The sequence below is a fragment of the Microbacterium luticellae genome, assembly GCF_050408645.1.
GTDB lineage: Bacteria > Actinomycetota > Actinomycetes > Actinomycetales > Microbacteriaceae > Microbacterium.
In genome coordinates this window covers 18,785-41,709 of sequence record NZ_JBNTKE010000002.1, presented here as the reverse complement: position 1 = coordinate 41,709, position 22,925 = coordinate 18,785, and the positions used below count along the sequence as shown (strand labels likewise).

The window sequence follows — 22,925 nt, the reverse complement described above, 5'->3', positions numbered from 1 at the left end:
TTTAGAACACAGGAGAATAAGTGCTCGACGCAACCACGTTCGATGAGCTTCGCATCGGTCTGGCCACCGCAGACGACATCCGCGGATGGTCGTTCGGTGAGGTCAAGAAGCCCGAAACCATTAACTACCGCACCCTGAAGCCCGAGAAGGACGGTCTGTTCGGTGAGCAGATCTTCGGCCCGAGCCGTGACTGGGAATGTGCGTGCGGTAAGTACAAGCGCGTGCGTTTCAAGGGAATTGTCTGCGAACGCTGTGGTGTAGAGGTCACCAAGAGCTCGGTGCGCCGTGAGCGCATGGGGCACATTGAGTTGGCCGCACCAGTCACCCACATCTGGTACTTCAAGGGTGTGCCATCACGCCTCGGATACCTGCTGGACATGGCACCGAAAGACCTCGAAAAGGTCATCTACTTCGCTGCCTACATGGTCATCTCGGTCGACGAAGAAGCTCGCCACCGCGACCTGGCAACCCAGGAAAACAACATCCGTCTCGAGTTGAAGACCCTCGGTGACCGTCGTGACGCGAAGATTGCTTCGCGCATGGCCAAGCTCGAGGAAGACCTCGCAGCTCTCGAGGCTGAAGGCGCAAAGGCCGACGCCAAGAAGAAGACAAAAGACGCTGCAGAAAAAGAGATGGCGCAGATCCGCAAGGGCGCCGATGAGCAGATCGCTCGTCTCGAGCGAGTGTGGGAAGACTTCCGCACCCTCGAGGTTGGCGCGCTCCGCCCCGAAGATGAAGTGTTCTTCGAAATGCAAGACCGCTTCGGTCAGTACTTCGAGGCGCACATGGGTGCCGAGTCGATCCAGCGTCGCCTGGCCACCTTCGATCTGAAGGGTGAGGCAGAAAAGCTGCACCAGCAGATTTCTGAGGGTAAGGGTCAGCGCAAGATCCGTGCGATTAAGCGTCTGAAGGTTGTCAACTCGTTCCTGGAGACGGGTATGAGCCCGGCCTCGATGGTGCTCGATGTTGTTCCGGTCATCCCGCCGGAGCTGCGTCCCATGGTGCAGCTGGACGGCGGCCGCTTTGCCACTTCCGACCTCAACGACCTGTACCGTCGTGTGATCAACCGCAACAACCGTCTGCGTCGCCTCATGGACCTCGGGGCTCCCGAGATCATCGTGAACAACGAGAAGCGGATGCTGCAGGAAGCCGTCGACGCACTGTTTGACAACGGTCGCCGCGGCCGCCCCGTTACCGGTACCGGTAACCGTGCCCTTAAGTCGCTCAGTGACATGCTCAAGGGTAAGCAGGGTCGTTTCCGTCAGAACCTGCTGGGTAAGCGTGTGGACTACTCGGGCCGTTCGGTCATCGTGGTGGGTCCGCAGCTGAAACTGCACGAGTGTGGCCTGCCCAAGCAGATGGCTCTTGAGCTGTTCAAGCCCTTCGTGATCAAGCGTCTGATCGACCTGGGTCACTCGCAGAACATCAAGGCAGCAAAGCGCGCCGTGGAGCGTACCCGCCCCGAGGTGTGGGATGTTCTCGAAGAAATCATTCGTGAGCGCCCCGTGCTGCTCAACCGTGCACCTACCCTGCACCGTCTGGGTATTCAGGCCTTTGAGCCGCAGCTGGTTGAAGGTAAAGCCATTCAGCTTCACCCGCTCGTCTGTGCAGCGTTTAACGCTGACTTCGACGGCGACCAGATGGCTGTTCACCTGCCGCTGTCGGTAGAAGCACAGGCGGAAGCCCGCGTGCTCATGCTCGCGTCGAACAACATCCTGAAGCCCTCGGACGGCCGTCCGGTCACCCTGCCCTCGCAGGATATGATCATCGGTCTGCACCACCTGACCACGGTCAAGGAAGGCGCCAAGGGTGAGGGTCGTGCATTCGGATCCGTCGCCGAAGCGATCCTTGCTCGCGACGAGGGCACGCTCGACATGCAGGCCAAGGTACGTATTCGTATCCGTGGGCTCAGCTTCCTCGAAGGGGAAGCACCCGAAGGTTACGAAAACCACGGCCTCGTTGACGCATCGCTCGGACAAGCCATCTTTAACGACGCACTGCCCAAGGGATACCCCTTTGTGCGTGGCGTTGCCGATAAGGGCAAGCTCTCGCAGATCGTCAACAAGCTGGCCGAGGAATACCCCAAGGTCGAAACCGCAGCCACCCTGGATCGCATCAAGGACGCAGGTTTCTACTGGGCTACCCGTTCGGGAGTGACCGTTGCGCTCAGCGACATTCTGACGCCCCCGAACAAGGCCGAGATTGTTGCCAGCTACGAGAAGCAGGCCGCCAAGGTTCAGTCGCAGTACGAGAAGGGTCTCACGACCGACGCCGAGCGTCGCCAGGAGCTCATCAAGATCTGGACCGAAGCGACCGACGAAGTTCAGACCGCTATGCGCGAGAACTTCCCCGAAGACAACACCATCAACCGCATGGTGTCGTCGGGTGCCCGTGGTAACTGGCTGCAGATTCGTAACATTGCCGGTATGCGAGGCCTGGTGAACAACCCGAAGGGTGAGATCATCCCTCGCCCGATCATCTCGTCGTACCGCGAAGGCCTCTCGGTTGCCGAGTACTTCATCGCTACGCACGGTACCCGTAAGGGTCTGGCCGACACGGCTCTGCGTACCGCCGACTCGGGTTACCTGACACGTCGACTCGTCGACGTGTCGCAGGATGTCATCATCCGCGAGCAAGACTGTGCCACCACCAAGGGTCTCGAACTGCCCATCGCAGCTCCCGACAGCACCGGCACGCTCATCCGCGACGCCAACGTTGAAAACTCGGTGTTTGCCCGTACGCTCGCCTCCGACGTCGTCAGCGAGGCTGGCGAGGTGCTGGCGGCTGCTGGCGACGACGTCGGCGACGTGCTGATCGACAAGCTCGTGGCATCCGGAATCGAATCAATCAAGGTTCGTTCGGTACTCACGTGTGACTCGGCAGTGGGCGTGTGTGCACAGTGCTACGGCCGTTCGCTGGCTACGGGCAAGACCGTCGACATCGGTGAAGCGGTAGGTATTATCGCGGCCCAGTCGATCGGTGAGCCCGGAACCCAGCTGACGATGCGTACCTTCCACACCGGTGGTTCGGCTTCGGCAGAAGACATCACGCAGGGTCTGCCCCGTGTGCAAGAACTCTTCGAAGCACGTACCCCCAAGGGCGCCTCGCCGATCGCTGAGGCCGATGGCCGCATCACGATCGAAGAGACCGAGAAGCAGAAGAAGGTTATTCTCACCCCCGACAGCGGCGACGAGCCCGTAGTTTACCCCGTGCTCAAGCGTGCAACGCTGCTGGTAGAAGACGGCGACCACGTTGCCGTTGGCCAGCCGTTGCAGGTGGGTACTCTCGACCCGAAGGAAATCATGCGCGTGCAGGGTGCCCGCGAGGTGCAGAAGTATCTCGTTGGCGGCGTGCAGGGCGTGTACCGTTCGCAGGGTGTGCCGATTCACGACAAGCACATCGAGGTTATTGTTCGCCAGATGCTGCGCAAGGTGACGGTGGTTGACCACGGTGACACCACGCTGCTGCCCGGTGAAATGGTCGACTCGCGTCGCTACCAGGACATCAACCGCGAAGCTGTCACCACCGGCAAGCGTCCCGCCTCGGGCCGCCCGGAGCTCATGGGTATTACCAAGGCTTCGCTGGCAACCGAGTCGTGGCTGTCGGCCGCATCGTTCCAGGAGACCACACGCGTTCTGACCCAGGCCGCGATGGAAGGCAAGCGTGACCCGCTTGTTGGTCTCAAGGAGAACGTCATCATCGGTAAGCTCATCCCGGCCGGTACCGGCCTGGCGCGCTACCGCAACATTCAGGTTGAAGCAACAGAAGAAGCCAAGAGCGAGCGCTACCCGAACCGGATCTTTGCATCCGACGGCGCGTACGCCGACGGCGACTTCGGTTACGTCGACTTCGATGCGTTCTCAACAGACGACATCACCCCCGGCACTTACAACTAAGCGCCACACATAACAACAATCCCGGGCAGGGCCACTTGCCCGGGATTGTTGTTTCTGCACCCAGCAGGCAAACACGCACCCTGCCGGGTAGTCTCGAACAATGACCCAGCCCGCGCCCGTCGTCGTTATTGGTGATGCACTGATCGACGAGATCCGCACCGAACAGAGCGTTGTCGAACTAGTAGGCGGTGCAGCACTCAACGTGGCCGTCGGTGTACGGCGGCTCGGCCACCCCACAATACTTATCGCGATGGTCGGCGACGACGAAGCAGGCGACCATATTCGCCAGTATCTGCGTGACCACGACGTCATCCTCATCGACAGCCCCTCCGAGCGAGGAACATCACGCGCGGTAGTGCAGCGCGACGCCGACGGCGAACCCACCTATACGTTCAACGATGCGGCATGGAACCGCAGCATCCGGTTTGGTGACGCCGCCCGCGCAGCCATCGCTCAGGCACCCCTGGTGGCCGTGAGCTGTTTTCCTTTCGACGTTGCCGCCGAACAGGCAGCTCTTGCCGAAGTGGTCGGCGACACACCCCTGGTGATTGACCCCAACCCGAGGGCCGGAATGCTGCACGACCGCGCCGACTTTGTTGCCGGTTTCGAACAGCTAGCAGCACGCGCGACAGCCGTAAAAATAGGCGCCGACGACGCCGCACTGCTCTATGACGGCGACCTCGAAGCGCTCGGTAAGAAACTGCGACTGCAGGGCGCGCGTGCCGTCATGATGACAGCGGGTGCCGACGGGGCCGCGGTGCTCACCGACGCTGGGCGTATACAGAAGCCGATATCACGCCTGCCGGGTGCGGTGGTTGACACGGTGGGGGCGGGCGACGCGACCCTCGCAGCACTCGCGGCGGGGCTGGTAGAGCGGCATCCGGAAACAGAAGACGACTGGTCGGCGATCGTGCAGCGTGCCATGGATGTTGCCGCAGCGACCGTGCGAGGAGAAGGCGGACTCTTGCGCACACCCGAACAGTTGGCGCGTTCTGTAGCGGGAGAAAACGGCAGTTAGCCGGATGCTACCCAGCGTGGCGCGCCCGCGAGAATCTTCGATTTCGCGAGCGGCTCGACTATGGGTAATATTGGTCATCGCGCACCCGCTCGCCTGTATAAGCCGGACGGGCGTGCACTGGCGAGTTACCCAAGCGGCCAAAGGGATCTGACTGTAAATCAGCTGTCTACGACTTCGGGGGTTCGAATCCCTCACTCGCCACCACGTGTCCTGAGCAGATAATCCGCGTACAGCGGGGTAATGCTCAGGACTTTTTGGTTTACCGGTGGCGCGCTGGGCCTGTGCTTGTGCTTGTGCTCGTACTCGTGCTCGGATCTTTTCGCGTTTGTGAGCGTTCCGCTTCGCGACCGGTCACGACTCGCCGCTCGGTGTACGGGTGCTGCGGCGTGTTGTGTCCTGTCGCGGAGAGAGTGTTGTGTCGTGTCGCCGAGAGAGGTACACGAGGTGACGGCGGAGAACTGCACTGTGCTGCAGTGCGACGCTTGCTAGCCTGGGGCGGATCCGCGTACGTGAAGATGCTCAGGAGGACACCGTGGAATTCAGTATCGATAAGGGCGAAGAATTTATTGCTGCAACGCAGTCGCCCGAGGGGGCTGCTTCGTGGAAGAAGCAGCTCGACGAATTTGCTCCGGGTGCTTCGGATTGGGTGGTGGGTGCTGTTTTTGGCGGCACGTACCAGCGGGAGGGGCTTGAGCTGCGTGATCGCCAGATGCTCAATATGGCGGCGCTGGCCGCAATGGGTGGTACAGAACCGCAGCTGACCGGCCACATTAAAACGGCGGTTGAGGTGGCGGGGATGACTCCGAATGAGGTTGCCGAATGTTTCGTGCACCTCATGCCCTACATTGGTGTGCCTAAGACTCTTGCGGCGATGCGCTGTATGCAAGCGGCTTTGCAGCAGTAGCACGCAGCACGCAGCACGTCATAGTCCATAAGGGCCCCCGATCGCAGGAGCATGCGGCGGGGGCCCTTGGCATAGGTGGCGCGAGCAGACGTTAGGCAACGTTGCGCACAAGAATGCGCCAGCGTTCGGGGCCCTGGTCGATGTAGCGAGTGTTGTAGGCGTCGCCGTGGCGTGCTTTGAGCTGGGTGAGCAGCGGCACAGGATCGTGGGTTGCCGAAATGATCATGGCGAAGCCGGGACGCAGCGACTCGATCGCACCGAAGATAGCGGCGTGGCGTACGGCGTGAGGGATGGTCTGCACGTCGAGTTCAGGAAGCTCTTCGTCGACTTCTCCGCAGGTGCAACCCGCTGTCGGGTTCTGCTCGACCACTTCGTCACGCGAGCGATGGATCTCGATGTGAGACATATTCCTTACCTTTCCGGTGTCCGGGACACAAAACATTTTATTACACTGTATCCCGTGGAAAAGATTCCGGATGCATCGGGGGCCCGCCGCCGCTCTCGCGACGGACGCATCTATTCGTCAGCGCGGGAGTCTGTGCTGCGCACGGTCGAAAACGCGCAGCACGCGGTGGACACGGCGCAGCTTGTTGCCGCCACGGGGTTGCACGAGAACACGGTGCGGGGGCACCTCGATCAGCTGCTTGCCGACGGCTATCTGCAACGCCGCAAAAAAGCGTCGAGCGGTAGGGGGAGGCCTTCGTGGGTGTGGACTCTGGCTGCGGCTCCGGATGCTGCTGCCACCTACGCCAATCTCGCTGCGGCCCTGGCCAGTGCCCTGGTGAATGGGGGGAGTTCTCCCCACGACGCCGCGTACCAGGCCGGGCTCGAATGGGGTACGCGGATGGCGCATGAGCAACCGGCCGACAGTGACGACGCGGCCCACAGCGAGCAAGGGGCCCACAGTGAGCAAAGGGCCCACAGTGACAATGGGGATAGCGCCGTGGCATCCGGTGTGGCTTTTCGCGATCTGATGAACATGATGCGTGCGCAGGGGTTTGCGCCGGAATGTGTACACGATGCGGCGGCAGAGAACGCAAAGCCTGTCGGTGATGAGTCGGACGTGGAAGAGATTCTGTTGCGTCGCTGCCCGCTCCTACCCGCCGTGCGCGGAAATGAACAGGTGGCCTGTGCTGTGCACGCGGGCATGATTGAAGGTTTTCTGCGTGAGCGCTCGCCGCGCAGTGGATCGACACGGCTCGTGCCCTTTGTGGCCGCGGGTACGTGTGCTGTGCGCATCGGGGCGGCGTCATGACACTGCCAGCACCGGCTGCACGGAGCACAGCACAGCGTGTTCGAGGCACAGCACAGGGTGTTCGAGGCGCGGCACAGGGTGTTCGAGGCACCACACAGGGCCGAACGCCGTCGTGGCGACTCGTGTGGATGCTTCCGGCAGGGCTCGCGCTTCTTGCCGGTCTTGACGCCGGTTTGCTGTTGTTGGGTCTTCCTGCGCCGATTGACGGTTCGCGGCTGCCGCGCGTGCACGGAATGCTGCTCGTGCTCGGCTTTGTAGCGACGCTAATTTCGCTCGAGCGGGCGACGGCGCTGCGACGCTGGTACGGTTTTTCGGCCCCCGCGCTACTCGGAGCCGGCGGGGTGCTCATCGCAGTCTCTGCCGTGCCTCTGGTCGTTGGGCAGTCGGTGCTGATTGCCGGGGCAGCTGCGTTTACCCTCATATATATTCCGCTGTGGCAACGTCAATATGATGCCGCGCTGTTGACGCAGATGCTCGCTGCCGGGCTCGCAACGGTGGGCGCCATTATTTGGCTGGGACACGACGGCATGGACCGCGTGCTGCCGTGGCTGATCGGGTTTATTGTGCTGACGATTGCCGCCGAAAGGGTGGAGCTTGCGCGTATAACGCTCGGCCCGACGGCCGGGCCTCGGCTGCTTATGCGCGCCTGGGCGATGACCGCGGCGCTGCTGCTCGGGCTTGTGCTGCCCGACCTGGGTGCGATTGCGCTCGGCCTGACTCTGCTGTCGCTGGCAGGCTGGCTGATAGTGCACGATGTGGCCCGCAAAACTGTGCGTGCCCAGGGTGTCACCCGCTTTATGGCGGCCTGCATTCTGGCCGGATACGTGTGGCTTGTCGTTGCCGCCATCATTTTGCTATTCGGCAGCGCCAGCGACCAGCGCTCGTATGACGCCGTCGTGCACGCCGTATTTCTCGGATACACCTTCTCGATGATCATGGCGCATGCCACCACCATCTTGCCGGCCGTTCTCGGCATCCGGTTGCCCTATCGCGCAGCGTTCTGGGTACCTGCTGTTGTGCTGCAAATCGCGCTGATCATTCGCCTGTGGGTGGGGGATGGTTTTGCTCTTGCGTGGGGATGGCAACTGGGCGGGTTCATGGGTGTTGTTGCACTGCTGCTTTTTGTTGCAACCGCTCTGGTGTGCGCGATCATCGAGGCGCGATCGCCTTCTCGTACAAGTTCGCTCGATAAAGCTCTCTCCGGCAAGGGCGCCGGCGCAGCCCCGCACAAGGAGACAGCATGAAACCCCCTACGATCGGTGCCCCGGGGTCGGCAGGCACCCCGGGATCACTCGGCTCGCCTGGCTCACCCGGCACACCCGGTTCTCGTGCCACTACTCGCGCTCCCGGCCGCGGGTTCTGGCCCATGCGCGACATTCCCACGATCGTCTGGCTGATACTCACCGTGGTCTCGACCGTGCTGCACCGCGAACTGCCAGCACCACGCTGGCTCATGATTCACCTGCTGCTGCTCGGTGCCATCACCCACGCGATTTTGGTGTGGAGCCAGTATTTCTCCTTCGCTCTACTGCGCAGCTCAGCCACCATGGCCGACCGCACAGCGCAGTCGTGGCGCCTGATCCTTGCCAACGCAGGGGCCGCCGCCGTTTTCGTCGGCGTTCCCCTGGCCATCTGGCCCGTGACTCTGGCGGGGGCCGCCGCGCTCATCGCAGCGGTGCTGTGGCACGGCATAAGCCTGTACCGACGGCTGCGAAAAAGCATGCCGGGCCGGTTCGGCCGCACCATTCGTTACTATCTGGCCGCCGCCGCCATGCTGGTTGTCGGGGCCGGTCTAGGGGCATGGATGGCGCGGGGTGGTGAGCATCCGGGGCTTATTTTTGCGCATGCGCTGCTGAACGTTCTCGGGTGGATCGGGCTCACCGTTGCCGGAACCGTCGTTACCCTGTGGCCCACAATTCTGCGCACCCGCGCCGATGACTATGCCCCCGTGGGCGCCGTACGGGCCCTGCCTGTTTTGGCGGGCGGCATCGTGGTGGCCGCAGCGGGCGCAGCATTTATGCTGTTGCCGGCCATAGCCGTGGGACTCATCGCCTACCTCGTTGGGCTTGTGATCGTTGGTGTTTCGCTCTGGCGCGCAGCACGACAGGCCGCACCACGCAGCTTTGCCGCCATGTCGGTGGGAATGGCGCTGCTGTGGTGGGCAGGATGCGTGGCCGTGATACTGATCGGCACCATTCGCGCATATATCTCGGGTGATGGTTTTGGTGCCGTCACGAGCCTCGTCAACCAGGTAGTGCCGTATCTGGCCGCCGGATTCGCCGCGCAGGTGCTGATCGGTGCGCTCAGCTACCTGATCCCCGTCGTTCTCGGTGGTGGACCCACACCCGTGCGCACAGGCACGGCAGGATTTGACCGCGGCGCACCGTGGCGCATCACCGTCGCCAACCTTGCGCTCGCCATTTGCGCACTACCCGTCTCGAGCCTCATGCGTGTTGTCGCCTCGATCATGTACATCATCGCGATGGCTTCGTTCTTGGTACTCATGGTGGTGGCCATGCGGGCGCAGCGAAAAGCCAAAGCCGCCGGAGCCACCCTGCAAGAACCACGCCGCGGGCCCATCACCCCCGAAGGCGAACAACCACCCGGGCGCCGAGCCGGGCAGGCCGTTGCCGGACTGCTGGCAGTGGTGCTGGCCATGGCCGTGTGTGTAGCGATTGACCCGTATTCGCTTGGCTGGCGCGCACCCGCCGCCGCCGACGATGCCGACGCGCCCGTACAGACCGTGCAGATCGAAGCGGCCAATATGCGGTACAGCACGGACGTGATCGAAGTGCCCGTCGGCACCCGGCTCGTCGTCGAACTCACCAACACCGATGACTCGCAAATGCACGACCTCGTATTCAGCAACGGAGTAGCCGGAAAACGTCTCGCACCCGGCGAGAGCGAAACAATCGACGTGGGAGTCATCACAGCAAACCTCGACGGATGGTGCTCCATCGTCGGCCACCGCCAGATGGGGATGGTGTTGACGGTGGTTGCGGTGGGGGCCGACAACGATGCAGGCGCTGGGCAGCAGCATCCGGAAACAGAAAGCGACACCGGCGGCACCGGAGACCATCATGCCCCGGGAGGAATCGATCTCGAGGGTGAACCAGGGCCCAGCTTTGCACCCTTTGATGCCGTGCTCGCACCGCTCCCGCCCGCCAATGGTCCGCAAACCCACGAGGTGACGCTCACGGTCGAAGACACACTCGTCGAAGTTGCACCTGGCGTGCAACAAACACTGTGGACCTATAACGGCACCGCACCCGGGCCAACCCTGCACGGGCGAGTAGGCGACACCTTTGTGATTACGCTCGTCAACGATGCGTCGATGGGCCACTCGATCGATTTTCATGCCGGAGCCCTCGCCCCCGACGAACCCATGCGCACGATCGCGCCCGGCGAAAGCCTCACCTACACCTTTACCGCAACGCGCTCGGGCATTTGGATGTACCACTGCTCTACCATGCCGATGACCGCACACATCGCCAACGGCATGTACGGGGCCGTGATTATTGAGCCCGACGACCTGCCCGCTGTTGACCGATCGTATGTGCTGGTGCAGGGCGAATACTATTTGGGCGCGCATGACGGGGGAGAAGTCGACATGGACTCCCTGCAGCAAGAAAAACCCGACCTCGTCGTGTTCAACGGCTACGCCAACCAGTACGACCACGAGCCGCTGCCCGCACGGGTCGGTGAACGCGTCCGCATCTGGGTGCTCGACGCCGGGCCCAACCGGGCCTCGAGTTTTCATATCGTGGGCGGCCAGTTCGACACCGTGTGGTCGGAGGGCCGCTACCTCATCAACCGCGCCATCGATACCGGGGCACAGGTGCTGCCACTACTGCCCGCACAGGGAGGTTTTGTTGAGCTCACATTCCCCGAAGCCGGGCACTACCCCTTTGTTTCGCACCTCATGATCGACGCAGAAAGGGGAGCACACGGAACAGTGGCCGTTTCTGAATAGCTCACGAATGAGCACCCGGATGCCACACACAACCACCTTCTCTAGACTTGTTTACCGTGAGCACACCCAACGAACTACGACTTTTTGCGGCAGAACTGGCACGCGAGGCCGGTGAACTAGCGCGCCGCCGCCAATCGGAGGGAGTAGCGCTCGCCGCAACAAAGTCGACCATGGCCGATATTGTTACCGAGGCCGATCGCGAGGTCGAAGCGTTTATTCGGCAGCGGCTGCGCGAAGTGCGCCCCGACGACGGCTTTTTGGGCGAAGAGTCGGGCGACGCCACGGGCACCAGTGGCCTGACGTGGGTGGTCGACCCGATCGATGGCACCGTAAACTATGCCAGCGGAATCGCTTTTTATAGCACCAGCATTGCTGTGGTGCAGGGAAGTGATCCCGACACGTGGCAGAACGTGGCCGGCGCCGTGTGCGCACCGGCTCTCGACGAGCTTTTCACCGCAGCCGTGGGTGAAGGCGCATGGCTGGGAGACGAGCGACTGCAGGTTGTAGAAAGTTGGCCCGCCGGGGCACTGCTGGCAACAGGGTTTGGCTATGACCCCGCCACGCACGCCGGTGACCTCGCCACCGTCGCCCGCGTCATGCCTCTTGCCCGCGACTTGCGCCGCTGCGGCTCGGCCGCGATCGACCTGGCCTATGTGGCAGCGGGCCGCATGGACGGCTTTTTTGAACGCGGACTCAACCCGTGGGACTACGCCGGCGGAGCAGCGCTTATCGCTGAAGCCGGGGGCGAATTTATTGTGCTGGGAGAACCGACCGAGGCACGCCGCATGTACATTGGCGGGCCTTCGGCGCTGGTGAGCAGCATCCGGGAGCGCATAGAAAACGAATCGTGACGGGTCACATGGTATTTTCAGCCCGATCGGGCTAGTGTTTACACGTTCGTTATCTTCGGCTCGCCCGAACCGCAGATAGCGGTGGCCCGTATCGTCCTCCCCCGGACCAAGAAAGTTCGACTGTGCCCTTCGACACATCCCCGAGCGAGCCTGCCCTCACCCGGCGCGAGCTACGCATGAAGGCTCTGTCAGCGGCGACCCTCCACGCCGCCGCGGCCGCAGCTTCGCAGGTGACCACGGCCCACAGCACAGAGACTTTTACGCAGCATCCGGATGCCATAGCCCAGCCGCTCACCCGACGCGAAGCCCGCGAACGTGCCGCAGCGGTGCAGCACGAAACCCCGGCGGTAGAGAGCGTCGCCGTTGCTGCTGTGCCAGAGGTCGATGCAGCGCCAGAGCCGGAAGAAGTCGCATCGGTCACTGCTGTCACGGCCGTTGCCGCCGAATCGAACGAGAGTGCTTTCGACGCCCTCCTGGCGCTGCCCGAGCTCGCTATCGACGACGAGACTCCCGCGCGACCGGCCGTTGTGCGGGTCGAAGCGCCACATACACCGCGCACACCTGCTGTGCCGCACCACACCTTGCCCACACCATCGCGACACAGAGATGTTCCGGATGCCGGTGTTTCTCGTGCCCGCATCCCTGGCACTGCTCGTCGCGCACGCCGTGGCCCACTGCGGCGTCTTGCGGCGGCCGGTGTGACCGCCAGCATGATGGGGTTAGCGGGTGCACTGGCTGTTGGGATGACTCTGCCATCGCAAGCCGTGCTTGCTGCGAAGGGCGGATCAGCGGCAACAATGGCGTTTGCGCCCGGTGGTGCTCCTGTGTCGGCCGATGGCGAGATTCAGGCGTTTGTGGCCCCCAGCGACGTAGAAAATGCGCAGTTGCACCGCACTGAAGACTATTCGACGATTTCGCGGGCCGACCTCGCGGCGGAGCAGGGCATCCGCTACTCCGATTCGCTGTATACCAACGACCCGACCGCATCCATCCAGTGGCCGTACATTGTTGGTGTGGCGATGAGTTCGCCCTTCGGTATGCGCGACGGTGTTATGCATCAGGGTATCGACCTGATTCCCGGCGACGGAGCACCCATCCAGTCGATCGCCGATGGTGTTGTCACTCTCGCATCGGAGTCCGACGGCGGTTACGGCGTGGGTGTATATATCGACCACATGATCGACGGAGACGTCGTGACGAGCCACTACGGACACATGCAGTATGGCTCGCTGCGCGTCGCAACCGGAGACACCGTGAAGGTGGGCGACATCATCGGACTGACCGGTGACACGGGCCGATCTTTTGGTGCCCATTTGCACATCGAAATCATGGTAAATGGCACGATTGTCGACCCGCTGCCGTGGTTTTTAGAGCACGCTGGTCGCAAGTAAACTCGATTTAGAGAACAGCGCAAAAAGGTGCTATTCTCGTGTGGTTGCCTGCTGAAGGCAGCGCGCCCCGATAGCTCAGTGGCAGAGCACTTCCATGGTAAGGAAGGGGTCGTCAGTTCAATCCTGACTCGGGGCTCAGAGCATCTGTTTCACCGCAGATGCCGAGCGGCAGGGTAGCTCAGTTGGTGAGAGCGCACGACTCATAATCGTGAGGTCGCGGGTTCGAACCCCGCTCCTGCTACAGATAAAATCCTCGATTCTTCGAGGATTTTTTGTTTCCCCCGCGCCCGCCGCGCGCCCTCGCGCGCCCCAGCGCTCGCCCGCCCGCGCGTGGCCGTACAGCCCGGCCCTCCCGTTCACGCGCTTTCTCATCACCGCCGGACGCAACACGCCGTTATGTGCATTGTCGTAACGGCGTGTTGTGCCCGGTGGTGAAGGTGTGCCGGGCACAGCCGTGTGCGACCGGTCGTGACATGCCGTTTCGGGGTGTTGGGGTGCGGCGTGTTGTGCCCGGTGGTGGAGGTGTGTCGGGCGGGGCTGTGTGCGACCGGTCGTGACATGCCGTTTCGGGGTGTTGGGGTGCGGCGTGTTGTGCCCGGTGGTGAAGGTGTGTCGGGCGGGGCTGTGCGCGACCGGTCGCGACATGCCGTTCCCGAGTGCTGCGGTGCGGCGGCGTCCATCATCTAACGGAACTTGTTGGCCATTTTTCTGGCCCGGTCGAACCAGCCGCGTATTCTTCGAGCGGCACGTGGCCACCGGCCCAGGCGTCACGGACGGGCTGCACAATACGCCAGCATTCTTCTGCCTCGTCGGCACGCACCGAGAGCGCAACGTTGCCGTCGAGCAGTTCTTCGATCACTTCTTCGTACGAGCGCTGTTGCCCCACGCCGAGGTCGGTAACAAGGTCTTCTTCGCGGAGGGCGAAGGGGTTGTCTCCGCCGGTAACGTGCAGGCTCAGTTGCAGGCGGTCGGGCCCAAGGGAGAACCGTAGGCGCCCGCCGTCGGTGGGTGTGCCGATGAGTCCGGGCGGCAGGTGGCGTACGGGCCGAAAAGTGATAACGACTTCTGAGCATTTTGCGTGGAGTCCTTTGCCGGAGCGCAGCACGAACGGCACTCCTGCCCAGCGGTCGTTGGCGACTTCGAAGGTTACTTCGGCGAGTGTTTCGGTATTGAGTTCGGCGTCGACGCCGGGTTCGTCAACATATGCGGGCAGCATCCGTTCACCTACGCGGCCAGCGGTGTAGCGGGCCCGGCGTGAGTACTTGACGGGGTCGTCATTGAAGACATGGGTGGCACGCAGCACTTCGGCTTTTTCGTCGCGCAGGTCGCGCTCGTTGAGGGTGGCGGGCCGGTCCATCGCGAGCAGTCCGAGCACTTGTAAGAGGTGGCTTTGGATCATGTCGACCATGGCGCCCGCGTGGTCGTAGTAGCGGGCACGGTTTTCTAGCCCGAGGCTCTCATCAAAGCGAATGAGTACGTGCTCGATGTGGTCTGCCGACCATACGGGTTGCCAGATGCGGTTGGCTAGCCGCACTCCGAGCAGGTTGAGTAGTGTCGAGCGGCCCAAGAAATGGTCGATACGAAAAATCTGTTCCTCGGGCACGAGGGCGGTCAATTTGTCGTTGAGTGACTGCGCGCTGGCGGCATCCGCCCCGAATGGTTTTTCCATGGCCAGTACGGTTCCGGTGGGGAGCGTCACGGCGGCCATGGCAGTGATCGCCGCCTCGGTAACAGCGGGTGGCAGCGCAAAGTACAGCACTGTTTCGTGCTCGACTGTGCCGACGAGCGATGTCACAGCCGCAGCATCCGTCACATCTGCCTGCATATAGTCGCCGATAGTGACGTTTTTTAGGGCACCGGATGCTTCACTAAACGCTTTTTCTACGGTTGTCTGCCACGTTGTTTGATCCCACGGTTCGGTGCCAGCGCCGCGCAGAATAACGTTTCGTGGGCGCCGCTGCAGCAGAGCAGCGAGGGCCGGAAGAAGTAGCCGCGAGGTGAGGTCTCCGGATGCTCCGAGAATGAAGAGTGTCGTTGTCGGCATGTCGCAGACGATAGTCTTCTTGACCGAAAAAACAAGAGGGTAGCGGGGCGGCCCGAGAGTCTGCGCCACGGTTTCGGGAGCATGAGTGGCATGGTTGCGACGACGGAATTACGCTCTCCATCTATGCGTCTGCTGACGACAGAAAACACGGGATGCAACTTACCGGTTAAGCGCCTCAATAAGATCGGCTCCCCAGTGTTCGATGACACTTTGTTCCACTCGGTACCGTACGATTCTTCCCTCGCGCGAAGCGCTCACGATTCCAGCGTCTCGGAGCACACGTAAGTGGCGGGATATCTGTGGCTCAGTCATGCGCAACTCCAAACCCAGATCGACTGTTGGCCGTGGTTGCCGGAGAAGTTCACGGATGATGAGGCGACGAGTCGGGTCATGCAACGCTTTTAGACGCTGAGTGATCATTGCATACGGAACGGCGTTTTCATTGCGAGGCGGATAATGCACGAGAGCTGGATAACCGTCGCCGCCCTTCACAACGATGTGCGGGTGCAGATGATGAGAAGGTAAGAGCAAAAGACCATCTGTCGAGCGGGTCACACTGTACGACTGTTTGTCGAATACGACGCGCGAACCGTCCGCAGACAGCGTTGCCATCGGTGAGGTGGACGTGATTGCGGCAAGGCCTCTGTTGCGTAATTCGCTTGTCATTGCATGACTGCGGGCCCGAAGTACGCGTGACACACGACTGAACTCGCGGTCAATGACACTTCCAGCCCGTACGCGCGTCAAAAGTTCGACTAATTGTTTCCTTGCGGCGGCGGGATCGGCGCGAACGTATGCCGCAAGCTTTCCGCGTACGGGTGACATGCGCTCCGCACGAGCGAGGAACTGCTCGTCATAGGTGCCTCTCGACGAAGCGTTTGACGGTGTTCGTACGCCAGCGACAATCGCGCGCATCGTGAAATCAACGAAGGTCTCTACGGGCAACTTGTTGATCGCCTCGATCTCGGCTTCGAATGACATTCCGGGATCCATACTGAGCGGCAGCATGTAGCGAGCCCGATAGGGGCCCCACACGGGTTCCCACTCCCGGATAAGAGTCATTAGCGATGTATCCACTTCGCTGAACCATGAGGCGACGAGCTCATGAGAGTTGGGATGGTGGCTAGAGAAACAAGCCGCATGCAGCATCGCCCCGAGCTCGGCAAGCTCGGAATATCGAGCGACACAGTCGTCAGATCGAGCAGGCAACAGAAGCGTCCAAGTCATAGGCCAACGATATAGCTATTGACTCCGATGCATCAATCTTCGTGTCACGCTAGTCAGGCGTTGCGACACGTAATATCAAGGGAGAGCTGTGGCATAACGAAGTCATATATTGATGATTAGTAGTCAAACTACTGGGCAAGTTCGAATGCCTCTTCTAGCGTAGAGTTCGCGCTTGCAAGGGGGGCTTTCAGCGCAAACGAAGTCGTACCCGATCAACGGAGATGGAGTAAAGGATGGGTAAGTTTTCTAAGACAGTGGGCACACTTGCGCTGGCTAGCTTGCTGCTGACTGGGTGTTCAAGCCCGTCAAACAACGGCAGTAATACAAATACCACTGGCGATGGTGCGTCCACACTGACGATGGCGGTTGCTGGCACGCCGCCAATGCTGGATACGGTGCTGACTACATACACGCCGACCGGCTGGATGATGCGAAACGTCGTTGAAGGACTCGTTACGAGTGACTCGAACTACAATATTCAGCCGATGCTCGCGGAAGACTGGACTGTATCGGATGACGGTCTGGCGATTACATTTACACTTCGCGATGGTGTTACCTTCCACAATGGCGAAACGATGGATGCGGACGACGTTGTTGCATCGATGCAGAGGTGGACTGATTTATCTGCCTCAGGGCAAAGCGCTATCCCGGGTGCTGTGTGGAGCAAAGATGACGATCGTACGGTGACGGTCACGTTGCAGCAACGTAATCCCCTTCTTCTCCTCGTGATGGCTTCTGGTGGCAACAACGTTTCTGCCATTTACCCAGCAGAGATCGTCGAAAAATATGGGTCGGAGCCGATCGATGAGTTCATTGGCACCGGGCCCTATGAGTTGGCTGAATATAAGCCGGACGAAATTGTCAAACTGACACGTTTCGCAGACTATGCCAACAGATCTGAAGCCCCAGATGGCCTGGCAGGAGACCGTACACCGACGTATGACGAGATTGAGTTCGTCAACGTGTCTGACAGCCAAGCTCGACTTGGTGGTGCAATTACCGGACAGTATGACGTTTCTATCGTCGAACGAGACCATTTCGAACAGGTCGACTCTGACCCCAACCTGGCCGCAGTGCTCAACTGGTCGGGATCTCTGTACCTGAACTACAACAAAAAAGCGGGGCCACTAGCTGATGTAGCAGTCAGGCAAGCCGCCAACGCAGCGTTGGGCTCTGAAGAGATTATGCAGGCTGTTACATCGAGCCCTGATCTGTACGACATTCGGGCAGGTATTATGCTGCGCGAACAGGAAGGTCTCTGGAAGTCTGACGCTGATGCCGACAGCTTTAATGTCGACGACTCTGACCTCGCTCAGCAGATGCTTGCTGACACTGGTTACGCTGACGAGCCTGTACGAATTCTCGCCCAGCAGGGGGATGCCGGGGCAAAAGCCGCCGTCGTCGTTCAGCAACAGCTTGAGCGCGCCGGTTTTACGACCGATTTAAGTGTCATCGATTCGACCTCGTACCTCACAACGCGTGATATCCCCGAAGACTGGGAAATCCTTGTCGCCGGGATGAATAGCAAGCTCGAACCGGCGGCGATGGCCTACTTCACCCCGCAGTTCGCGGGATGGACCGACGACAGCAAACTCACTTCTGTTATCAACGATTATCGAGACTCTGTATCCCTCGATGAAGCCGCAGAAAAGTACGGCGACATTCTCTCTGCATACGCGGACTATCGAGTGGCGTCAAAGGTAGCCGACTGGGCAGAAGTGTTAGCAGTGCGTAATGGTCTGGAATCGGCTCCGATCCATGACTCTCAGATCGTTTTCTGGTCGGTACCGCTGATCAACGAATAGTTCGTCTTGGGGGCAGACGGTCACGTTTGCCCCCAATCGCGCTGACGAAGGAAGTGAATCGTGTTGAGAGCGCTTGCGACGCGTGTTGCAGGACTGTTTGTCGTGCTATTCATTGTGTCGATAATGGTGTTTCTACTTCTTTACCTAGCGGGTGGCGATATTGCGCATGTCCTGCTGGGCGATGGTGCTACGGCACAACAGGTGCAGGCGCTAAGGGAAAGCATGGGGCTGGATCGCCCTATAGTCACCCGATATGGCGAATGGATTATCGGCGTGCTACAGGGAGACCTGGGTGACTCCCTGTATCGTCGTGCGGGGGTCTCGGAAGTGATTTTTCAGAGACTTGAACCAACAGTGTCGATTGCCGTTCTGGCACAGATAATTGCCATTATTATTGCGATCCCTTTGGGGATTGCATCAGCTCGTCGAGTGAACTCGCCTCTTGACGGTGCTGTCACGACGTACACAATGATCGGGATGGCTACACCCGGGTTTGTCTTTGCATTATTGCTCGCCATGCTTTTTGCTCTCAAACTGCGAATATTGCCGATCGCAGGATATGTGCCGATTTCAGGAGGCCTGGGAGAGTGGTTGCATTACATACTGCTTCCTTCATTATCGCTCGGCATAATCCATTCAGCATTCCTGACTCGCATGACACGATCGTCGATGCTTGATGTGCTCTCTCAAGATTTCATTCGCACGGCTCTGGCAAAAGGTGCTTCCATGATGAGAGTGGTCTATGGGCATGCGCTCAAAAATGCAGCTATTCCTATCATCACAGTTATTGGCATGGGGTTTGCTGGCCTGGTTACGGGTGCGCTGGTTACTGAGACGATATTTAATGTTCCCGGCTTGGGAAAACTGATGGTTGAGTCAATCGATAGGCGAGATATTCCTGTTATCCAAGGCGTTGTCCTTCTTGTGACTGCCACTTTTATTTTGATTAACTTTCTTGTCGACGTGTTGTATATGGTCATTGACCCGCGGGTTAGGCAGAGTGCATGATGACAACTTCACTTCCTGAAACGGTCGTCATTCAACAACAGGCCTCGGCATCGAAGAAAATGACCACTTGGCGCCGCTTTATCGGTCGTCCTGCTTTCAAAGCTGGGGCGGTAATCGGGGCAGTGGTAATTCTGGTTGCGGTAGTAGGGCCTTTGGTTCTGGGCTCTGATCCTTACTCAGTTCACACGAGCATTCGTCTCAGCGCGCCCAGCCGTGATTACTTTTACGGCACTGATGAGTACGGTCGCGACCTGTTTTCACGCGTGAACGTCGGCTTCCGGGTGTCAGCGATGATCGGCGTTGCGGTTGCTGTTGCCTCTGCGCTCGTAGGGACAGTACTCGGCGCATTAGCGGGGTTCTACCGTGGACTCGACCCAGTGATTATGCGGATTTGCGATGGGCTCATGGCATTTCCGGGAATCCTCCTCGCGATGGCACTCGTGGCATCACTTGGCCCGAGTTTGACAAACGTCATTATTGCTTTGACGATCGTTCTTTCTCCCGGGGTCGCTCGACTGATTCGGTCACGTGTGCTCGCGGTTAAGGAAGAACTGTTCGTTGAGGCGATGCGCAGTCAGGGCGCCACAGCAGCCCGAATTTTGATACGCCATATCCTACCGAACACCGTGAACGTTCTGCTCGTGCAGATGGCATACATTTTTGCTGATTCAATCATGGTTGAAGCAGCGTTGAGTTTTCTTGGTGCTGGCGTTGCGCCACCTACGCCGAGCCTGGGAAACATTCTCTACGACGGTAAACAGGTTTTTCTCACCTCTCCTTGGATGGTCATTTTCCCGGCAGTGACATTGATCGCGACGGTTATGACCGTGAACCTCATCGGGGATGCCGTGCGTGAGGCTCTCGACCCGAAAGCCTCACGCACGAAGTGGAATCGTCGGACACGGCAGCAGTGGCTCGGGAGGGTTGAACATGCGTGACACACAGGATGGGGAACGGTCACCGGTGATCACGGCCACGGGGTTGTGGACGTCGTTTATGACCGAGACCGGATACCAAGACGCCGTTCGCGGTGTTTCCTTCCAGGTATCCAAGGGAGAAATCGTCGGCATCGTGGGGGAATCTGGTTCGGGCAAGAGCACAATCGCGATGTCTCTCATGCAACTGCATGAGAAAGGTGCCGCTGCTTACTCCGGCACGGTGGAATACTCCGGCCGAAACCTCGTTGCGTGCTCGGCCACCGAAATCCGGCAGGTGCGAGGCGCCGGAATTGGCATGATCTTTCAAGACCCGCAGAGCTCGCTTAATCCTGTTTACAAGGTGGGGCGCCAAATTCGCGAGGCGGTGCAGTTACATCGTCGAATGTCACGGACGCTCGCATCGCAACGTGCTCTTGAGCTGCTCGATGCGGTGGGTATTCCGGATCCGGTGTCGTGCTTTAGCAGATACCCACATGAGCTATCGGGCGGGATGAAGCAGCGCGTCATGATAGCGATTGCCATTGCATCAGATCCGGAGGTTCTTATCGCAGACGAACCAACGACCGCACTTGATGTCACTGTTCAAGACCAGATTCTCGAGCTCATTCGTTCTCTCAGCCGCAGCCGAGAGATGAGCGTAATCTTCATTAGCCATGACCTCGCGGTGGTTTCACAATTGTGTGACTCCGTGCTGGTGATGTATCAGGGGGAAATAGTAGAGCGCGGGCCGACAGCGGAACTTTTTCGTTCGCCCCGCCACCCCTACACAAAGAAGCTCCTTTCGGCGGCTCTCTTACCGAGTCGAGATGAGCTTGTGCTGGCGAGACGGTCAGCACAGGTCATTGACGGGGGTGACGATTCACGTGGTTGAGCAAGGGACTCATGCACTATTGCAGGTGACAAACCTCGTTAAGACGTATACAGCGAGGGCCGGCGGCCGTCGCTCACAGCACGTTGCGGTCGATAACGTGAGCTTTTCGATAGCGGCCGGACAAACGTTCGGTCTTGTTGGCGAATCCGGCTCCGGAAAGAGCACGGTTGGTCGAGCAGTGTTGCGGCTGGTCGAGCCAGACTCTGGAACAGTTCTCCTCGATGGCGCCAATATTGGTGAGATGCCTGCACGAGAGTTACGAGAGTCGCGCGGTGACATGCAGATGGTATTTCAAGACCCATACTCTTCCTTGAACCCACGGATTCGTGTAGGAGAAACTATCCGTGAGGCTATGGAAATCACTGGGCGGGTGCCGCGGTCGGGCAGTCGGGCGGCTCGTGATGTCTTGCTCGAAAAGGTCGGCTTGGGCAAAGAATTTGCCGGGCGGTTTCCCCACGAACTGTCTGGAGGCCAGCGTCAGCGTATTGCGATCGCACGGGCACTTGCGGTCGAACCGGCTCTTATCGTGCTCGATGAGCCGACCTCGGCTTTGGACGTTTCTGTGCAGAGCGGGATCTTGAGGCTGCTCACGGATCTCCAATTAGAACGTGATCTTGGTTACCTGTTTATTTCGCATGATATGGCGGTCGTGCGCGCTATGGCTGATGTCGTCGGGGTGATGCAGCGGGGCAGGCTCGTGGAAGTGGGATCTGCTGAGCAAGTTTTTGACGACCCCCAGCATCCCTACACAAGGAGCCTCCTGGGTGCTGTCCCGCGTTTGCCGGACGACATTAGGACTCCCTATTCGCAGTGAGCCGCGCTGGTGCGAGCGATACCTATTTTCACCGTTGGTGCGGTCTGGGCATAGTCCGGCCGCCACTGAAAGAAAGAACATGTCTATGCCTACGAGATTCAGCGGCCACCTCACCGAAGACATTCGCGCCATACATCTTGAGGCGGATCCACGGTTCAGCTACTCGCTGATCATGCCGCGAGAACTGGATGATCAAACGCGGTTGGTCGTTGTGGTACATGGATCTGAACGTGATCCTATTGCGGCGATGACGCGGTTCCGCGAACTCGCTCTCTGGTGCAATGCCGTGATCTTGGCGCCAATGTTTCCTCGTTTCCCGAATGACGCGGGTGATTTGGTGGGCTACAAAATCTTGCGGTGGGACGGAATCAATTACGACGAAATTTTGTTCGCAATGGTGCAGGAAGCGCATGAGCGTTACGGTGTCCCGCTAGGGCGGTTTGCGCTTAGTGGCTATTCCGGCGGGGGGCAGTTCGTGGAGCGTTTCGCGTTGTTTCATGCTCAGCATTTGCTCTGTGCCGCTATTGGAGCGCCCGGCCGCGTGACGCTACCGACCTCAGAACACACGTGGTGGGTGGGGGTCGGAAACACCCAGGAGCAAATCGGCATGAGCGCGGATCTGGAGGCGCTTCGGATGCTGCCTATTCAGCTTGTGGTGGGTGCTCTCGACATCGGCGAAGGATATCCAGTGCCCCGCGAGAGCGGTATTTGGAGGGATGATCTTGAGCTGGCGGGCAGTACGCGGCTGGAGCGGGCCACAACTCTATACCAAGCATTTCGCGATATTGGAGCAGCGGAAGTGAGACTCGACGTAGTCGACGACCAAGCTCATGAGTGTCCGGGTGCTTTTGAGGTGATGAAGACATTCATCGCGCAGCATCTGGTGACGAGCCGCAGGAAATAGTACGCGGCTGTGTTGTTGGTGTCTTC

Annotated in this window: 17 protein-coding genes and 3 tRNA genes; 17 read left to right on the top strand and 3 right to left on the bottom strand. The window is 60.0% G+C overall.

Annotated features, from left to right (window positions below):
* The first annotated feature begins 20 nt into the window (after positions 1 to 20).
* From rpoC to ACQUSW_RS05735, 4 genes are all read left to right on the top strand, one after another.
* The gene (gene rpoC / locus ACQUSW_RS05750; RefSeq protein ID WP_428931340.1) at positions 21 to 3,896 is read left to right on the top strand and encodes a DNA-directed RNA polymerase subunit beta'; all 3,876 of its coding nucleotides are present in this window, start codon (positions 21 to 23) and stop codon (positions 3,894 to 3,896) included.
* 100 nt (positions 3,897 to 3,996) lie between these two features.
* The gene (locus ACQUSW_RS05745) at positions 3,997 to 4,914 is read left to right on the top strand and encodes a carbohydrate kinase family protein (protein ID WP_428931339.1); all 918 of its coding nucleotides are present in this window, start codon (positions 3,997 to 3,999) and stop codon (positions 4,912 to 4,914) included.
* A 119-nt stretch (positions 4,915 to 5,033) separates the two neighbouring features.
* Positions 5,034 to 5,118 (top strand) — tRNA-Tyr (locus ACQUSW_RS05740).
* Positions 5,119 to 5,446: 328 nt separating this feature from the next.
* The gene (locus tag ACQUSW_RS05735) at positions 5,447 to 5,818 is read left to right on the top strand and encodes a carboxymuconolactone decarboxylase family protein (RefSeq protein WP_428931338.1); all 372 of its coding nucleotides are present in this window, start codon (positions 5,447 to 5,449) and stop codon (positions 5,816 to 5,818) included.
* 91 nt (positions 5,819 to 5,909) lie between these two features.
* On the opposite strand, the gene ACQUSW_RS05730 is transcribed toward ACQUSW_RS05735, so the two are convergent.
* Entirely contained in the window at positions 5,910 to 6,224 is a 315-nt protein-coding gene (locus tag ACQUSW_RS05730; protein ID WP_428931337.1) for a DUF2249 domain-containing protein, read from the bottom strand.
* Positions 6,225 to 6,278: 54 nt separating this feature from the next.
* Between ACQUSW_RS05730 and ACQUSW_RS05725 the strand changes: the two genes are divergently transcribed.
* From ACQUSW_RS05725 to ACQUSW_RS05695, 7 genes are all read left to right on the top strand, one after another.
* The gene (locus ACQUSW_RS05725; RefSeq protein ID WP_428931336.1) at positions 6,279 to 7,073 is read left to right on the top strand and encodes a helix-turn-helix domain-containing protein; all 795 of its coding nucleotides are present in this window, start codon (positions 6,279 to 6,281) and stop codon (positions 7,071 to 7,073) included.
* Entirely contained in the window at positions 7,070 to 8,317 is a 1,248-nt protein-coding gene (locus ACQUSW_RS05720; protein WP_428931335.1) for a DUF8744 domain-containing protein, read from the top strand. Before ACQUSW_RS05725 ends, ACQUSW_RS05720 begins: the two co-directional genes overlap by 4 nt.
* Positions 8,314 to 11,046, top strand: a complete 2,733-nt coding sequence (locus tag ACQUSW_RS05715; protein WP_428931334.1) for a multicopper oxidase domain-containing protein — start codon at positions 8,314 to 8,316, stop codon at positions 11,044 to 11,046. Before ACQUSW_RS05720 ends, ACQUSW_RS05715 begins: the two co-directional genes overlap by 4 nt.
* Positions 11,047 to 11,102: 56 nt before the next feature.
* Positions 11,103 to 11,897 carry an inositol monophosphatase family protein gene (locus ACQUSW_RS05710; RefSeq protein ID WP_428931333.1) on the top strand — a complete coding sequence of 265 codons (795 nt, stop codon included), beginning with the start codon at positions 11,103 to 11,105 and terminating at the stop codon, positions 11,895 to 11,897.
* 122 nt (positions 11,898 to 12,019) lie between these two features.
* On the top strand, positions 12,020 to 13,288 hold the full coding sequence (locus tag ACQUSW_RS05705) for a M23 family metallopeptidase (protein ID WP_428931332.1): 1,269 nt from the start codon (positions 12,020 to 12,022) through the stop codon (positions 13,286 to 13,288).
* A gap of 64 nt (positions 13,289 to 13,352) precedes the next feature.
* Positions 13,353 to 13,424 (top strand) — tRNA-Thr (locus tag ACQUSW_RS05700).
* Positions 13,425 to 13,455: 31 nt separating this feature from the next.
* Positions 13,456 to 13,529, top strand: a tRNA-Met gene (locus ACQUSW_RS05695).
* 438 nt (positions 13,530 to 13,967) lie between these two features.
* On the opposite strand, the gene ACQUSW_RS05690 is transcribed toward ACQUSW_RS05695, so the two are convergent.
* Both ACQUSW_RS05690 and ACQUSW_RS05685 read right to left on the bottom strand, forming a co-directional pair.
* A complete protein-coding gene (locus ACQUSW_RS05690; RefSeq protein WP_428931331.1) occupies positions 13,968 to 15,332 on the bottom strand; it encodes a glucose-6-phosphate dehydrogenase in 1,365 nt (454 codons plus the stop codon).
* A 159-nt stretch (positions 15,333 to 15,491) separates the two neighbouring features.
* Positions 15,492 to 16,559 carry an ArsR/SmtB family transcription factor gene (locus tag ACQUSW_RS05685; RefSeq protein WP_428931330.1) on the bottom strand — a complete coding sequence of 356 codons (1,068 nt, stop codon included), beginning with the start codon at positions 16,557 to 16,559 and terminating at the stop codon, positions 15,492 to 15,494.
* Between the two features lie 233 nt (positions 16,560 to 16,792).
* Between ACQUSW_RS05685 and ACQUSW_RS05680 the strand changes: the two genes are divergently transcribed.
* The 6 genes from ACQUSW_RS05680 to ACQUSW_RS05655 all read left to right on the top strand — a co-directional run bounded on the left by ACQUSW_RS05680 (position 16,793) and on the right by ACQUSW_RS05655 (position 22,899).
* Positions 16,793 to 18,364, top strand: coding sequence for an ABC transporter substrate-binding protein (locus ACQUSW_RS05680; protein WP_428931329.1), 1,572 nt, complete (start codon positions 16,793 to 16,795; stop codon positions 18,362 to 18,364).
* A gap of 60 nt (positions 18,365 to 18,424) precedes the next feature.
* Complete coding sequence (locus tag ACQUSW_RS05675) at positions 18,425 to 19,372, top strand: ABC transporter permease (protein WP_428931328.1); 948 nt, start codon at positions 18,425 to 18,427, stop codon at positions 19,370 to 19,372.
* On the top strand, positions 19,369 to 20,310 hold the full coding sequence (locus ACQUSW_RS05670) for an ABC transporter permease (protein WP_428931327.1): 942 nt from the start codon (positions 19,369 to 19,371) through the stop codon (positions 20,308 to 20,310). Before ACQUSW_RS05675 ends, ACQUSW_RS05670 begins: the two co-directional genes overlap by 4 nt.
* The gene (locus ACQUSW_RS05665; RefSeq protein WP_428931326.1) at positions 20,303 to 21,181 is read left to right on the top strand and encodes an ABC transporter ATP-binding protein; all 879 of its coding nucleotides are present in this window, start codon (positions 20,303 to 20,305) and stop codon (positions 21,179 to 21,181) included. The genes ACQUSW_RS05670 and ACQUSW_RS05665 overlap by 8 nt, the downstream gene beginning before the upstream one ends.
* A gap of 25 nt (positions 21,182 to 21,206) precedes the next feature.
* Positions 21,207 to 21,995, top strand: coding sequence for an ATP-binding cassette domain-containing protein (locus tag ACQUSW_RS05660; protein WP_428931325.1), 789 nt, complete (start codon positions 21,207 to 21,209; stop codon positions 21,993 to 21,995).
* A gap of 85 nt (positions 21,996 to 22,080) precedes the next feature.
* Positions 22,081 to 22,899 carry an alpha/beta hydrolase gene (locus ACQUSW_RS05655; protein WP_428931324.1) on the top strand — a complete coding sequence of 273 codons (819 nt, stop codon included), beginning with the start codon at positions 22,081 to 22,083 and terminating at the stop codon, positions 22,897 to 22,899.
* The last annotated feature ends 26 nt before the right edge of the window (positions 22,900 to 22,925 follow it).